Consider the following 14547-nt stretch of genomic DNA (forward strand, 5'->3'; position numbering starts at 1 on the left):
CATTGTCAACGAGCGCGCGCGAACGCGTGCCGGCAAACAAAGGGAGAGCGCCATGGCCTACGAACACATTCTCTATGAGGTCAGCGACAAGGTCGCGACCATCACGCTCAACCGTCCCGATCGCATGAATGCGTGGACGCCCATCATGGAGCGCGACGTGCGCCATGCGATGGAAGCATCGAGCGCCGATGACAATGTCCGCGTCATCGTGATCACCGGCGCCGGCCGCGCCTTCTGCGCCGGTGCCGACATGGATGCATTGAAGGGGCTCGACCCCGATGATGTCAGGCGCGCGTCGAACCTGCCGCCGTTCGACATGAATCGGCGGCCCGATTGGCAGACCCGCTACGGCTTCTATCCGTCGATCGGAAAGCCTGTCATCGCCATGCTCAATGGCGCGACCGCGGGCATCGGCCTCGTCCACGCGCTCTATTGCGACCTACGCTTTGCCGCCGACAACACCGTGTTCACCACCGCCTTCGCCCGGCGTGGTCTGATCGCCGAGCACGGCATCAGCTGGATGCTGCCGCGAATCGTCGGCCACGCCAACGCGATGGATCTGTTGCTCTCGGCGCGCCGCGTTTCGAGTGACGAGGCGCTGCGGATCGGGCTGGTGAATCGGCTCTGCTCGCCCGAGAAGCTGCGCGAGGAGACCTACGCCTATGCGCGCGACCTCGCCGATTTCGTCTCGCCGAGCGCGATGGCCGTGATCAAGCGGCAGCTCTACGAGGTGCCGTTCCAGACGCTGGCGGAGGCGACGATCGCAGCCAACCGGGACATGATGGTGGCGCTGAACGGCAGCGATTTCCGGGAGGGGGTCGCGAGCTTCATGGAGAAGCGGCCGCCGAGGTTTACGGGGAAGTAGGGGGATTTCGGATGGAGCCCGCCGTCGCCCTTCGGGCTATGGCGGGGCAGCCTTCGCTCACTTCGCCGCGAGAGACCTTCCGGGCTTGCCTAGCCGTAGCTCGCGAAGCGAGCGAAGGCTGGTGGAGCCAGGCGGGATCGAACCGCCGACCTCGTCATTGCGAACGACGCGCTCTCCCAGCTGAGCTATGGCCCCTTTTGTAGGCCGCTCTGGTCAATGCGGCCGACAACCGGGCGCCATTTAAGTCCCCGCCAAGGTCAAGTCAAGGACGGCTGTAACCCGGTTTTAGCCATCCCGGCACTGACTTCCCTTGTTTGGACCGGGGGGAACCGATATCTAGCAAAAGACGTCAATCCCGACCGAAGCCAGAGTTTTCAAAAGCCATGCGTGCCGTTCTCGACATCGTCATCATCGTGCTCGACCTCTACGTCTGGCTGCTGATCGCGTCCGCGATCCTGTCCTGGCTGATCGCCTTCAACGTCGTGAACACCCGCAACCAGTTCGTTTCGGCGGTGGCGGAGTTCCTGTACCGAATCACGGAGCCGGTCCTGGCACCGATTCGCAATTTCCTGCCCAGCCTCGGCGGCCTCGATATCTCGCCGATTATCCTGATCCTGCTCATCATGTTCATCGAGCGGGTGATCCTGTACTACATCTACCCGAACGTGATCTAAGTCGACTGGAGCGCCCTGGGTTGCCAAAGAACCTTGTCATCAAGGAACCTTGGCGTTACGGGGCCGCAGGAATCAGCATCGCGCTACGGGTAACACCGCGCGGCGGCCGCGACGATATCGACGGGATCGAGCAGCTCTCCGATGGCCGTAGCGTGCTCAAGGTGCGCGTCCGCGCCATCGCCGATGGCGGCGAGGCCAATAAGGCCGTTCTGGTGCTGCTGGCGAAATCGCTTGGCGTGCCCAAGGCCAGCGTCAAACTCCTGTCGGGAGCGACCTCGCGGCTGAAGCAGATCGCGGTCGACGGCGATCCGGCGCGGCTCGGCGAAGCCCTGCGCCAGCTCGCGTCAGCCAAATCGACAGACTGAGGGAACTGACATGACCGCCAAGATCATCGACGGAAAAGTCATCGCCGCGGAACTTCGCGCCCGCGTCGCCGACGATGTCGCACGCGTCAAGCGCGAGCACAATCTGGTGCCGGGCCTTGCAGTGGTCCTGGTCGGAAGCGATCCGGCGAGCGAGGTGTATGTCCGTTCGAAACACACCCAGACCCAGGCCGCCGGCATGGCCTCGTTCGAGCACAAGCTGCCGGCGGACGTCTCGCAGGCAGATCTCCTGGCGCTGGTCGCAAAACTCAACCGCGACCCTGCCGTGCACGGTATTCTGGTGCAATTGCCGCTGCCCAAGGGCCTCGACACCCAAGCCGTGGTCAATGCCATCGATCCCGCCAAAGATGTCGACGGGCTGCATCCGAACAATGCCGGCCGCCTCGCCGGCGGTTTCGAGGCGCTGTCGCCCTGCACGCCGCTCGGCTGCATCATTTTGACCAAGAGCGTGCATGCCTCGCTCGAAGGCATGAACGCCATCGTCATCGGCCGCTCCAACCTCGTCGGCCGCCCGCTGGTGCAGCTATTGCTGAACGAGAACGCCACGGTGACCATCGCGCATTCGCGCTCGCGCGACCTGCCCGGGCTCGTGAAGCGCGCCGACCTCGTCTACGCCGCGGTCGGAAAGCCCGAGATGGTGTGCGGCGACTGGCTGAAGCCGGGGGCGACCGTGATCGACGTCGGCATCAACCGGATTCCGAAGGACGACGGCAAGACGCGTCTCGTCGGCGATGTTGCCTATCAGGAAGCGCTCGCAGTGGCTGGCGCCATCACGCCGGTGCCGGGCGGCGTCGGCCAGATGACGGTCGCCTGCCTGCTCGTGAACACGTTGCGCGCGGCTTGCGCGATTGCCGGGCTGCCGAAGCCGGCGGTGTAACGCCACTCTCGTGTCCCGGACGCGGCGCGGCATGAAATGACGCGACGCTGAGCCGGGGCACGAAAACTCACCCGTTCTTCTTTTTCTCGCGATCGATGCCTTCGAGGATCAGCTTGTGCGCATCCTCAGGGCCGCCCCAGCGCAGGATCTTCACCCACTTGCCGGGTTCGAGATCCTTGTAATGTTCGAAGAAGTGCTGGATCTGCTGGAGCGTGATGTCCGGCAAGTCGGAATACGACTTCACCTTGTCGTAGCGCTGCGTCAGCTTCGACGACGGCACCGCCAAAATCTTCTCATCGCCGCCGGCTTCGTCTTCCATGAACAGCACGCCGACCGGGCGCACGCTCATGACCGCGCCGGGGATGATGGCGCGCGTGTTGATGATGAGAACGTCGCAGGGATCGCCGTCATCGGACAGTGTGTGCGGGATGAAGCCGTAGTTCCCGGGGTAACGCATCGGCGTGTAGAGGAAGCGGTCGACCACCAGCGTGCCGGCTTCCTTGTCCATCTCGTATTTAATCGGTTCGCCGCCCACGGGGACTTCGATGATGACGTTGACGTCGTGGGGGACATTTTTCCCGATCGAGACCGCATCGATACGCATTCAAGGCTCCGTTGTTGCCGAGGTTAAATCGCACCCGGCAGCGATTTTGGCGCTGTCATACGCGGGCTTGGCCCGCTGATCCATCGCGTTTTTGTGAAATAATGAATCCAGCGATCACCGGCTCAAGGCAACGGTATCGACGGAAGGAAAACGCTGCCGGCGGGACTTCAGCAGCTCAATTGGTCCAAGCGAAGGCAACCTTGTCGAGCGACTTCGGCCCGAAACGCTCCGAGGAGCGTGCCACCATGCGGCCGCCCAGGGCGCGGTAGAACTCGGTGGCCGGATCGTTGTCCGAGAGCGCCCACACCACCATGCTCTTCAGGCCGCTCTGCATCAGGTCGCGGCGGGCCGCGGTGAAGAGGCGGCGGCCAAAGCCCAGGCCCTGGAATTCAGGACGCAGATAGAGCTCGTAGACCTCGCCGTCGAAATGCAGGCTGCGGGCGCGGTTGCGGCCATAATTGGCGTAGCCTGCGATCTTGTCGCCGAATACCAGCACGCTGACGCGGCTGCCCTTGCGGATCGCGCTGTCCCACCATTGCGGACCGCGGCGGTTGATCAGCTTTTCCAGTTCGGCGCCGGGAATGATGCCCTGATAGGCGGAGCGCCAGGCTTCGTCATGGGTGGACGCCACCGCAGTTGCATCTGCGGCTTTGGCCGGCCGGACCTCGATCAGGGTTGTGCTCATGGACGTGATCAAACCAAGTCGCCGCGCCGGCGGCAAGACCTATCCTTAATTATCGGTTAACCTGTGGACTTTCTGCATCAGTATTTGCACCGTGTTGTACCGAAAAAAGACAAGACGCCGATTCGAATGGCACCGGGGTGCTCTGCGCCGGTGCAAAACTGCTTTGCGGCAGCGAATGAACGGTAATGGCAACGCAGAAAGTCAGCCGATATTGATTCGTTCCTACTCGTCTGACTGTTGCTGTTCTCAGCTTCGGTAATTCATGCGGCGCCTCAACATCCTCGTGCTTCTGCCTTTGCTGGCCCTGCTGACCGCGCCGCCTGTGTGCGCTCAGGTCATTTTTGGTGCGTCCGGAGCGGAGGGCGATCCGTTTCGCCGTCAGCAATGGCGCGTGCCGTCGCCGGATACCGACATCGCCGCTCATGCCCTGCTGTTTCGCCCGCCGGGTGCCGGCCCGTTCCGGCTTGCGGTGATCGCGCATGCTTCAACGCAAAATGGTTTGCGGCGCGCGCAAACGCCACAGCCGGAATACCGCGCACTCGCTGCGTTCCTCGTCGCGCGCGGGTTCGCCGTGCTGGTGCCGGAACGGCTCGGCCATGGCGTAACAGGCGGCCGCTATGTCGAGGACCAGGGTGGCTGTGACGAGGCGGACTATGCGCGCTCGGGCCGCGCAACGGCCGACGAAATCGCGCTAGCATTGGACTATGTGCGAAAGCAGGATTTTATCCGCAAGGACGCCGCGATCGTGATCGGCCATTCCGCCGGCGGTTGGGGTGCGCTGGCGCTTGCCAATGCCGATCCGAAGACGATCTCCACCATCATCGCCTTTGCGCCGGGGCGCGGCGGCCATGCCAATGACGAGCCGAACCGGATCTGCGCGCCGCATACGCTTCTCGCGGCGGCGGCTGAGTTCGGCAAGGCCGCGCGCATCCCCGTCACATGGATCGTTTCCGCCAATGACAGCTACTTTGCGCCGAAATTTTCGCTCGCGTTGGTCGACGCGTTTCGGCGCAGCGGCGGCAAGGTCGAGTTCCGTGCGCTGCCGGCCGTGGGCAGCGAGGGTCATTGGATGATCGAAGCCGAAGCCGGTGTCAAAGCTGCCAGTGCCGAACTCGATCGCGCGCTGAAGCCGGCGGCTGGCAAAAAGCCATGACGCTGAATTTCCTGATATTGGACAATCGCTGATGCCCAAATGGCCCGACGATGACGTCATCCTGTTCGACGGCGTCTGCATCTTCTGCTCGCGCTGGGTCCGCTTCGTCGCGCAACGTGATACAGCGAAGCGATTTCGCTTCACGCCGATCCAGTCGGACTATGGCGCCCGGCTCGCACGCACGTTCGGCATCGATCCCGATGATCCCGACACCAATGCCGTGGTTCATGGTGGCGAGGTGTTCATGAAGTCGGACGCTGCGCTGACGGTACTGTCGCAGCTTCCCGGCTGGAGCTGGGTGAGCGCGTTGTTCGCCGTGCCGAAAGCGTTGCGCGACCCGGTGTACAGCCTCATCGCACGCAACCGCTATCGCATCTTTGGCAAGTACGATGCGTGCTTCGTGCCTGATGCTGATTTGCGGGCGCGGGTGATCGAGTGATCCGTCACGCGAGCGGAGCGTGTGGTTACGGTTTGCCCGAAACCCCCAGCACTTCCTGCGCCGCCCGCTCCCCTGAGTCCCTCGCCCCGTGCGCGGTCGAGAAAAAGTTCGGCGACGTCGCCTCTCCCGCAAAGAACAGCCGCCCATCGACCGGTGCCGCCAGCACGGCGCGGTCACCGGCGTGGCCGGGCAGCGCGTGCGAATATGAGCCCCGCGCGAAGGGGTCGTGCGCCCAGCGCGACTCGTAGAGCGGCCTCAGCTTTCGCCTGATGTCGTTGCCGAGCAGGCCCGCGATCTCGTCGATGCTTTGCGCGGCAATCGCGCCGTCGCCGGCATCTTCCAGTTCGCGCGCAAAGCTGCCGCCGAAAAAGCCTTCGATGCAGGGCTGGCCGAACGGGCGGATATGATAGGTGCCCATGTCGGTGCGCATGGTGGCGCCACGCAAATTACCTTCTTTCGGGAAGGCTTCGGCATCGTCGAGCGCTAGCGGGATCTTGTCGTCGACGCCGAGCGGCAGGCCGGCCGCGGCATCGACCTTGGCGAGGAGAGGGGGCGAGAAGCGGATCGCCTCATTGGCGATCAGGTTGGTCGGCACGGTGACGATCACCTTGTCCGCACTCAGCGCGCCCTGCGATGTCTCGATGCGGATGCGCTGGCCGGAATGATCGATCAACGTGACGTTACAGTTCAGCGCCACCGGGCATGGCGCGCCATAGGCCGTGATCAGAGCGCCGTAGCCGCGGCGGACGCGCCAGTTGAGGTCACTGTCCTCATAGGCGTCCCAGTCCAGCGTCGACATGTCCTTCAGTTCGCAGCCGTTGATATAGGTCGAGATCGCGTCGATCATGGGATTCCAGCGATTGCCGGGCTCCAGGCTCAAGCTCGCGGGGACATCCTTGCCCTTCTGGGCAGTCGTCCACAGCCGCTGATAGAAGGCGTCCATCGCGTGCATGAAATCGTCGCGCTCGGCTTTCGGAAACGCGTTGCCATAGGCGCGCTCGCGCCAGGGCGGGAGGTCCTTGTTGACCTCGAAGCCGAGCTGCTTTGCAATCGCGACGAAGGAGTTGTTGTCCGCCGAATGCAGCCAGCCGCAGCCGACGTCGAAGGTGACGTCGGGCGAGACCTGCACCGTCCAGGCCCGCCCGCCGAGCCGGTCGCGCGCCTCGATCACGACCACGGAGAGGCCGGAGCGTGCCAGTGCATGCGCCGCGCCGAGGCCGGCGGCGCCCGCACCGATGATCGCGACGTCAACGGAGGAGGGGAGGGACATAGCGGTCAATTTCATCGTCATGCCCGGGCTTGTCCCGGGCATCCACGTAATTGACACCAGTATCGAAGACGTGGATGGCCGGGACAAGCCCGGCCATGACGCATTCGTCGTGTGTCCGAGTGGCCTTAAGCCACCGCTTCCTTGGACTTTTCCGCGCGCTTGCGCTCGTTCGGGTCGAGGTGCCGCTTGCGCAGCCGGATCGACTTCGGCGTGATCTCCACCAGCTCGTCGTCCTCGATATAGGCCAGCGCCTTTTCCAGCGTCATGCGGATCGGCGGGGTCAGGCGCACGGCTTCGTCCTTGGAGGTCGTGCGGATGTTGGTGAGCTGCTTGCCCTTGAGCACGTTGATCTCGAGGTCGTTGTCGCGGGTATGCTCGCCGACGATCATGCCCTTGTAGACCTTCCAGCCCGGCTCGATCATCATCGGGCCGCGATCTTCCAGCTTGAACATCGCGTAAGCCACCGCTTCGCCTTGGTCGTTGGAGATCAGCACGCCGTTGCGGCGGCCCTGGATCTCGCCCTTGTACGGCGCGTAGCCGTGGAACAGGCGGTTCATGATCGCGGTGCCGCGGGTGTCGGTGAGCAGTTCGCCCTGGTAGCCGATCAGGCCGCGGGTCGGCGCGTAGAACACCAGCCGCAGGCGGTTGCCGCCGGACGGCTTCATCTCGATCAGCTCGGACTTGCGCTCGCTCATCTTCTGCACGACGACGCCGGAATGCTCCTCGTCGACGTCGATGACGACTTCCTCGATCGGCTCCAGCGTGGCGCCGGTGGCCTCGTCTTTCTGAAATACGACGCGCGGACGCGACACCGAGAGCTCGAAGCCCTCGCGGCGCATGGTCTCGATCAGGATCGCGAGCTGCAATTCGCCGCGGCCCGAAACTTCCATCGCGTCCTTGTCGGAGGCTTCGACGACCCGCAGCGCGACGTTTCCTTCCGACTCGCGCAGCAGGCGGTCGCGGATCATGCGGCTGGTCACCTTGTCGCCTTCGGTGCCGGCGAGCGGCGAGTTGTTGACGATGAAAGACATCGACACTGTCGGCGGGTCGATCGGCTGCGCCACCAGTGGGGTGTCGACCGACGGATCGCAGAAGGTATCGGCGACGGTGCCCTTGGTCAGGCCGGCGATCGCGACGATGTCGCCTGCCTCGGCCTCGTCGAGAGGAGTGCGCTCGATGCCGCGGAAGGCGAGGATCTTGGTGATGCGGCCGGTCTCGATGGTCTTGCCGTCGGCGCCCAGCACCTTCACGGCCTGGTTCGGCTTGATCGAACCGGAAGAGATGCGGCCGGTGATGATGCGGCCGAGATAGGGGTTGGCTTCCAGAATGGTGCCGATCATTCGGAACGGGCCTTCCTCGACGGTCGGCGGCGCGACATGGCGCACGATCAGGTCGAACAGCGGCTGCATGCCGGCTTCCTGCGATCCATCCGGGCTGTCGGCCATCCAGCCTTGCTTGGCCGACCCGTAGAGGATCGGGAAGTCGAGCTGCTCCTCGCTGGCGTCGAGCGCCGCGAACAGATCGAACACCTCGTTGATGACTTCGGTCGCCCGCGCGTCGGGACGGTCGACCTTGTTGATCACGACGATCGGCTTCAAACCGACCTTGAGCGCCTTGGAGACCACGAATTTGGTCTGCGGCAGCGGGCCTTCGGCGGCGTCGACCAGCACCAGCGCGCCGTCCACCATGTTGAGGATGCGCTCGACCTCACCGCCGAAATCGGCGTGGCCTGGGGTATCGACGATGTTGATGCGAGTGTCCTTCCACTGCACCGAGGCCGCCTTGGCCAGAATGGTGATGCCGCGCTCGCGCTCCAGATCGTTGGAGTCCATGGCGCGTTCGGTCACCTTCTGGTTCTCGCGATAGGTGCCGGATTGCTGGAGGAGGCGGTCGACCAGGGTCGTCTTGCCGTGGTCGACGTGGGCGATGATGGCGATGTTGCGAAGGTTCATGAGTGAGCTTCTTTGCGGTCGGACAATGGGTTAAGCGCGATCTCGCCGGTCAGACCGGGACCTCTTCTCGAAACAACGCTTGAAGACTGGAAACGGGGCGCTTTCCGCCCAAAAGGGAAAGCCCGGCATATCGACCGGGCACCCTACGCGTTGCGGCGCAATATAGGCAAAAACGGCCAAAAAACAATGTGTTCTTTGGCCATTGGTTGATTGAATTTTGTCCGGGGATTCCCGGGGGTTAGGCGAAAAGCCGGGCTCAGCCGCGCCGGCCCTTGATGGCGGCCCAGATCAGGGCGACCCCGCCCAGCCCCACGACCAGGCCCAGGAAGACCAGAGGCGCGACGTCGGAATCGATCCGGCCCCTGTCGGATATGGAGATTCCGCCGAACAGGATTGCGCAGGCACCGGGCAGCAGCAGGAGGATCCCGAAGATCGCCATGAGCGCGGTCAGGCAGCCGCTGCGCTTGGTCGGCGGGGCGGGAGGCGGTCCCGGAGGGGCTGGCGGCGGCGTGTCGCTGATGCTCATGCCTGCAGGGCTCCTTCGGTTGACTGCGCCGCCAGTTCGGCGCGGATGCCGTCGATCTTTCCGTTCCGGTAGAACAGATTGTAGGTGTCGAACGGAATGATCGCGCCGCTCTCGGTGACGAAATGGATGCAGCTGCGCTTGACGTTGCCGACGCAGAAATTGAAGCGGTCGAGAAACTGCACGATGGTGACGCGGAATACGTTCTCGTAAGTGATGCCTTGCGGGACCTCGAAGCTCGGCAGGCAGCACAACAATTCGCAGACGCGCTCGCTGGTGTTCAGCGGTCCCGAGGACAGCGAAAACAGATCGATGAATTTCTCCCTCAGCGCCGGATGCTTCTCCGGGCTTATCGTATTGGGCAACAAGGCGACGAGTTGCTCCTGCGGGATCAGTGAGGTCAGCGGCAGCACTTTCTCGCCGTTGCGCAGGCCGTAACCGATCGAGATGCTTTCGGGGTTGCAGGGCAGCGGGATCATGTCCTTGTCGCCGAACACGCCGGTTTCGACCACGCGCTTGCGGATCTCCGACAGCATGATGCGGTCGGTGTTCTTGTCGAAATTCTCGTTGCGGCCGGCATCCTGCACCGGCTGCAGCGTGACGCCGCGCACGCATTTCCACGTGAGCGCATGGCGAACGATGTCGCCGATCTCGGCATCGTTGACGCCGCGCTTGATGGTCGCCACCAGCGTGGTCGACACGCCGTAATGCTCGAGATTCTCCAGCGCCTGCTGACGGATCTTGCGCAAATCGGCGCCGCGCAGATTGATCAGCGCGTCGCGTTCGAGCGAGTCGAACTGGAGATAGACCTCGAGCCCGCGCTTGTTCTCGGCGAGCCGCGCCACGAAATCCTTTTCGCGGGCGATACGCAGGCCGTTGGTGTTGATCATGACATGGCGGATCGGGCGGGCGCGCACCGCATCGAGGATCGCGAAGAAATCCGGATGCAGCGTCGGCTCGCCGCCGGAGATCTGCACCAAATCAGGCTCGCCTTCGCTCGCGACCAGCGCGTCGAGCATTCGCTCGATCTTGGCCAGCGGGGTGAAGCTGGTCCGCGCCGGTGAGGAATCGGCAAAGCACACCGGGCAGGTCAGATTGCAATGCTCGGTGATCTCGATCAGGGCCAGGCAGGAATGCTGCTCGTGGTCGGGACACAGGCCGCAATCGTAGGGGCAGCCGAATTCGGTATGCCGTTGAAAGGCGAGCGGCCGGTCGCCGGGCTTGATGAAATCCTTGCACAGGCGCCAATAGGCTGCGTCCGTCGACACCAGCGTGGACTGGACGCCATGCTCCTTGCAGCGCTTCTCGTACCAGACCTCGTTGTCGAGGATCTGGATCTTGGCCGGCACCAGCTTCAGGCAGGTCTCGCAGAGAGATTGGGTCTGGCCCCAGAAGATATAGGGGCGCGACTTACGCAACGGCGCGTTCATGCATGGGTCTCGCTTTGGGCGCCCTCGCCAGCATGACGACAGCGTAGAGCAGGATGGACAGCGACAGCAGGTGAAACAGCGTGAAGGGGCCGATCAGCGTGCCGTAGGGCTTGAGGAATTCCCACAGGAAGCGCTGTGCGCCATAGTAGACAAGGACGAGGTAGAAACCATTGGTGATCACAAACGCGCTCCGGTTCAAGACCGCCAGCACGTAGAGCAGCGCGAATACCCCCATCGCGGCGCTTTCGTAGAGCTGCACGGGATGGCGCGGGACGCCGTCGCCGAAATCATGACCCCAGGGCCATGCCGTCGGGGTGCCGTAGGTGAAATCGTCGAGGCCCGCGAAATAGCAGCCGAGCCGGCCGATCGCGATGCCGATCGCCAGTGGCAGCGCAAAACGGACGCCGGTTCGGACCGTGATCCCTGCGGACCATTTGTAGAGCTCGATCGCCACGATGCCGCCGGCGAGCGCACCTTCCACAGAGCGCGCAATGCCGCTCTGGCCCGACAGCCACAAATTGGCGGAGCCGAACAGATAGGCGCCGAGCCCCGCACCGAACACCAAAGCGGCGAGGTAGGACCGCTCGAAGGATTGCGCCGGAAACCGCAAGCCCTGTCGCGACAGCCAGTACAGCGCCGCGGCCGCAGCCAGCCACGCCCCGACATCGAAGAGAGTGTGAAGGAAAGCCCCGCTCATGCGGGGGACATTAGCCCAGGTTCCCGCTTGGCGGGATAGTGCGGCCGCTTCTTATCCCCGAAGAGGAGCGAGGCAGGCGGCTAGCCCGCTTGCCGCTCTTCGGTCGGATAGACCCCGCGCAGCACCTCTTCGAAGTGCAACTTCACAGCCTCGTTGCACAGGCAGGCGCGCAGGCGCAGGCCTTCGCGGTTGCGGACGAGGATCGATCCGCGCCGCGTGTCGAGCACGCCTTCCGCCTTAAACGACTGGAGCACGCGGCTGGCATAGCTGCGGCCGACGCCGAGCAGTGTCGCGAGCTGCTCGTGCGTCAGAGGCACGCTGCTCTCGTCGCCGGTCCGTTCCATCGCCGCCAGCATCCATTTGGCGGTGCGCTGCTCGATCGAGTGAATGGCGTTGCAGGCGGTGGACTGGAAGATCTGCGCCAGCATGCAGTCGGCGTAGCGGGCGAAGACATGGCGCAACGAGGACGAGCGCTGCTTGGCGGCCTCCAGCTTGCTGACGTGAATGCGCGCAAAGGGCCCACCGAATTTCACGCAGATCCGGGTGTAGGCCGGCAGATAACCCTCGCTGACGATGCCGCCCACCGCGCCTTCGCGGCCAACCAGGATGGTCTCGACGTCACGGCCGTCCTCATTGGGAACGAGGAAGGTTGCAAGCGATGGTCCGCAGGGGAAGTGGACGACCTGGACGTCGTCGCCGGGGTTATAGAGCAATTCATTCGCCGCGGCGCTTTCGAGCATGACATGCGGCGCAAGCAGGGCGAAGTCGGCCGGGCTCAAGCGCCGCAGCAGATTGTTGGTCGGCCGGCTCTCGATCTCGGTGGCCTTGCTGGTCCGCGCGTCCATCTTAAACTCCCATCCGCCTCCACATTAGCGAGTTCCGACGAGGCCCTGTGTGCACAAGTGGACAGACCTGACAACTGTGATGTGGTGGTTTCGTTCCGGGAACCCTCCGCGCTGGGTAAAGGCGTCGTGACCGGTATCCCAGTCAGAGACACCTCATGCTCCACGTTACGATGATGGCACCCGCCGTTTCCGATGGTTCAAATTGTCCCGCCGATGTCCTCATCGTCGAGGACGATCCGATCATCGCAATCGACTTCGAGGATCGCCTGCTCGGATTTGGCGTGAAGAGCGTGCGCACGGCAGGTTCAGTGGCGCAGGCGCTGGCCGCGATCGCGGCGCGTGCCCCCGAATTCGCCTTGCTCGACGTCGGATTGAGTCGCGAGAACAGCTTTGCGGTCGCCGAACGGCTCGCGGCCCTGAAAATTCCGTTCGTCTTCGTCACTGGTTACGGCGCTGACGCGCGCATCCCGCCGGTATTCGCCGGCCAGCCGCGACTGCAGAAGCCGTGTTCGAGCGACGCGCTGGAGGCGGCGCTCCAGGTCCGCGCGGCGGACTAGCGATACGGTCAGGCCTGCTTCGGATCGAGCGTGGTCGACCACAGCGCGACGTCGGCGCGGTCGCGCAAGGTCACCGTCATCTGGCCGGAAGCGCCGTCGATCTTGACGTGACCGAAGAACTGCATGCCGGCCGATGGCGGCAGGTTCTGGTTGTCTTTCCCGGGCGCCTTGACGAAACGCACCTCCGGCCCAAACGTATTGTCGAGCGCGTTCGGACCGAATGTGCCCGCGTGAAGCGGGCCTGACACGAACTCCCAGAACGGCTCGAAATCCTGGAATTGCGCCTTGTTCGGATCGTAATAGTGCGCGGCGGCGTAATGCACGTCCGCCGTCAGCCATACGGTGTTGCTGATCGGCGCCATCTTGATGAAACGCAGGACGTCGGCGATCTCGAACTCGCGGCCGCGCACCGGGCCGTCGCCCTGCGCAATGGCTTCCGATCCACCCTTTGCCGTATCTGATACGACGAGGCTGAGCGGCATATCGGAGGCGATCACCTTCCAGGTCGCGCGAGAATTCAACAGGCCGTGCTTGAGCCAGGCGATTTGGTCGGGGCCGAGGAAATAGCTGGCTGGGCCGTAAGCGGTTTCGAGGTTGGCGCCGTTCGGGCCGCGATAGCTGCGCTCGTCGAGCACGAACACATCGAGATGGGGACCATAGGAGATCTGGCGATAGACGCGGCCGGGCTCGACGATGCTCTCGCGCATCGGATACATCTCGTGGAAGGCACGGCCTGCGCGGGCCGCAAGCAGTGCGATGTCGCGCTCCTTGTAGGTCGCCGGCAGCTCCTTCGAAAGCGACCAGTTGTTGGTCACCTCATGGTCGTCCCACTGCACGAAGATCGGCACTTCGGCATTGAAGGCGCGAAGATTGTCGTCAGTGAAATTGTATTTGTGCGCGGCGCGGTACTCGTCCAGCGTCTCGGCGACCTTGGCTTTTTCGGGGATCGTGACGTTCTTCCAGATCTTGCCGTCGGCGAGCTTAACCTCGGACTGGATAGGGCCGTCGGCATAGATGGTGTCGCCGGAATGCAGGAAGAAATCCGGACGGTGCTTGCGCATCGCCGAGAAGGTGAACATGCCGCCGTCATCGGGGTTGATGCCCCAGCCTTGTCCTGCGACATCGCCGCCCCAGACGAAGCTGACGTCGCGGCGGTCGGCGGGCGCGGTGCGGAAGCGGCCGGTCACCGGCTCGCCCTCCACCGCGGTGTGCGACAGATCGCGGAAGCGGACGCGATAAAAGATGTCCTGTCCGCTAGGCAGGTTTTCGATCAGCATCTTTGCGGTGAAGTCGCTCTCGGGCAGCGCCGCGATCGGCGGCAGTGCGCGGGCATCCCTGAACGACTCCGTCGTCGCCACCTCGACCAGCATCTGTGCGGGCCGGTCGGTGCGCGCCCAGACCACGCCGCCGTCGACGGTGACGTCGCCCGACTGCACGCCGTGGGTCACCGCCGGCCGGTCGGCCGCGCGGGAGAGATGCGGCATTGCGACCGCGCCGAGCGCGCCCGCACTGGTGGTCAGGAAACGGCGGCGGGAGAATTTGATGTTCATGGGATGGTCTCGATATCGCGTGAGGCGGTCGTCCAGGGCGGTC

The 14547-nt window shown here is 63.9% G+C and carries 16 protein-coding genes and 1 tRNA gene; 7 read left to right on the forward strand and 10 right to left on the reverse strand.

The window, feature by feature from the left end:
- Positions 1 to 52: 52 nt before the first annotated feature.
- Entirely contained in the window at positions 53 to 865 is an 813-nt protein-coding gene (locus AC0L3S_RS24230) for an enoyl-CoA hydratase (protein WP_007604155.1), read from the forward strand.
- 119 nt (positions 866 to 984) lie between these two features.
- On the opposite strand, the gene AC0L3S_RS24235 is transcribed toward AC0L3S_RS24230, so the two are convergent.
- Positions 985 to 1060 (reverse strand) — tRNA-Ala (locus tag AC0L3S_RS24235).
- A 188-nt stretch (positions 1061 to 1248) separates the two neighbouring features.
- Between AC0L3S_RS24235 and AC0L3S_RS24240 the strand changes: the two genes are divergently transcribed.
- Genes AC0L3S_RS24240 through folD form a run of 3 tightly spaced genes read left to right on the forward strand, consistent with a single transcriptional unit; the run spans position 1249 to position 2799 of the window.
- On the forward strand, positions 1249 to 1539 hold the full coding sequence (locus AC0L3S_RS24240) for a YggT family protein (protein WP_007598721.1): 291 nt from the start codon (positions 1249 to 1251) through the stop codon (positions 1537 to 1539).
- Positions 1540 to 1559: 20 nt separating this feature from the next.
- On the forward strand, positions 1560 to 1904 hold the full coding sequence (locus AC0L3S_RS24245; RefSeq protein ID WP_027566322.1) for a DUF167 domain-containing protein: 345 nt from the start codon (positions 1560 to 1562) through the stop codon (positions 1902 to 1904).
- A 10-nt stretch (positions 1905 to 1914) separates the two neighbouring features.
- The gene (gene folD, locus AC0L3S_RS24250) at positions 1915 to 2799 is read left to right on the forward strand and encodes a bifunctional methylenetetrahydrofolate dehydrogenase/methenyltetrahydrofolate cyclohydrolase FolD (RefSeq protein WP_473281747.1); all 885 of its coding nucleotides are present in this window, start codon (positions 1915 to 1917) and stop codon (positions 2797 to 2799) included.
- Between the two features lie 67 nt (positions 2800 to 2866).
- Here folD and ppa read toward each other — a convergent pair whose 3' ends face one another.
- Positions 2867 to 3403, reverse strand: coding sequence for an inorganic diphosphatase (ppa, locus tag AC0L3S_RS24255; protein ID WP_211394934.1), 537 nt, complete (start codon positions 3401 to 3403; stop codon positions 2867 to 2869).
- Positions 3404 to 3578: 175 nt separating this feature from the next.
- Entirely contained in the window at positions 3579 to 4088 is a 510-nt protein-coding gene (locus AC0L3S_RS24260; RefSeq protein WP_007598725.1) for a GNAT family N-acetyltransferase, read from the reverse strand.
- A 262-nt stretch (positions 4089 to 4350) separates the two neighbouring features.
- On the opposite strand from AC0L3S_RS24260, the gene AC0L3S_RS24265 reads away from it, so the two are divergent.
- Both AC0L3S_RS24265 and AC0L3S_RS24270 read left to right on the forward strand, forming a co-directional pair.
- The gene (locus tag AC0L3S_RS24265) at positions 4351 to 5241 is read left to right on the forward strand and encodes an alpha/beta hydrolase family protein (RefSeq protein ID WP_473281749.1); all 891 of its coding nucleotides are present in this window, start codon (positions 4351 to 4353) and stop codon (positions 5239 to 5241) included.
- A gap of 31 nt (positions 5242 to 5272) precedes the next feature.
- Entirely contained in the window at positions 5273 to 5680 is a 408-nt protein-coding gene (locus tag AC0L3S_RS24270) for a thiol-disulfide oxidoreductase DCC family protein (protein ID WP_473265574.1), read from the forward strand.
- A 25-nt stretch (positions 5681 to 5705) separates the two neighbouring features.
- Here AC0L3S_RS24270 and AC0L3S_RS24275 read toward each other — a convergent pair whose 3' ends face one another.
- The 6 genes from AC0L3S_RS24275 to AC0L3S_RS24300 form a co-directional block, all read right to left on the reverse strand.
- Positions 5706 to 6950, reverse strand: coding sequence for a flavin monoamine oxidase family protein (locus AC0L3S_RS24275; protein WP_473281770.1), 1245 nt, complete (start codon positions 6948 to 6950; stop codon positions 5706 to 5708).
- Between the two features lie 125 nt (positions 6951 to 7075).
- Positions 7076 to 8902, reverse strand: a complete 1827-nt coding sequence (gene typA / locus AC0L3S_RS24280; RefSeq protein ID WP_473265573.1) for a translational GTPase TypA — start codon at positions 8900 to 8902, stop codon at positions 7076 to 7078.
- A 256-nt stretch (positions 8903 to 9158) separates the two neighbouring features.
- Entirely contained in the window at positions 9159 to 9428 is a 270-nt protein-coding gene (locus AC0L3S_RS24285) for a hypothetical protein (protein ID WP_473265572.1), read from the reverse strand.
- Positions 9425 to 10855, reverse strand: coding sequence for a radical SAM protein (locus AC0L3S_RS24290; protein WP_473281751.1), 1431 nt, complete (start codon positions 10853 to 10855; stop codon positions 9425 to 9427). The genes AC0L3S_RS24285 and AC0L3S_RS24290 overlap by 4 nt, the downstream gene beginning before the upstream one ends.
- Positions 10836 to 11552, reverse strand: coding sequence for a prolipoprotein diacylglyceryl transferase (locus tag AC0L3S_RS24295; RefSeq protein WP_473265570.1), 717 nt, complete (start codon positions 11550 to 11552; stop codon positions 10836 to 10838). Before AC0L3S_RS24295 ends, AC0L3S_RS24290 begins: the two co-directional genes overlap by 20 nt.
- 80 nt (positions 11553 to 11632) lie before the next feature.
- Positions 11633 to 12397 carry a Crp/Fnr family transcriptional regulator gene (locus AC0L3S_RS24300; RefSeq protein ID WP_473281753.1) on the reverse strand — a complete coding sequence of 255 codons (765 nt, stop codon included), beginning with the start codon at positions 12395 to 12397 and terminating at the stop codon, positions 11633 to 11635.
- A gap of 155 nt (positions 12398 to 12552) precedes the next feature.
- On the opposite strand from AC0L3S_RS24300, the gene AC0L3S_RS24305 reads away from it, so the two are divergent.
- Positions 12553 to 12954 (forward strand): response regulator, encoded by a 402-nt coding sequence (locus AC0L3S_RS24305; protein ID WP_473265568.1) that lies wholly within the window; start codon positions 12553 to 12555, stop codon positions 12952 to 12954.
- Between the two features lie 8 nt (positions 12955 to 12962).
- Here the strand turns inward: AC0L3S_RS24305 and AC0L3S_RS24310 are convergent, their stop codons facing one another.
- A complete protein-coding gene (locus tag AC0L3S_RS24310; RefSeq protein ID WP_473281755.1) occupies positions 12963 to 14504 on the reverse strand; it encodes an alkaline phosphatase D family protein in 1542 nt (513 codons plus the stop codon).
- Positions 14505 to 14547: the final 43 nt, after the last annotated feature.

This window comes from Bradyrhizobium sp. Ken01 (assembly GCF_055807355.1).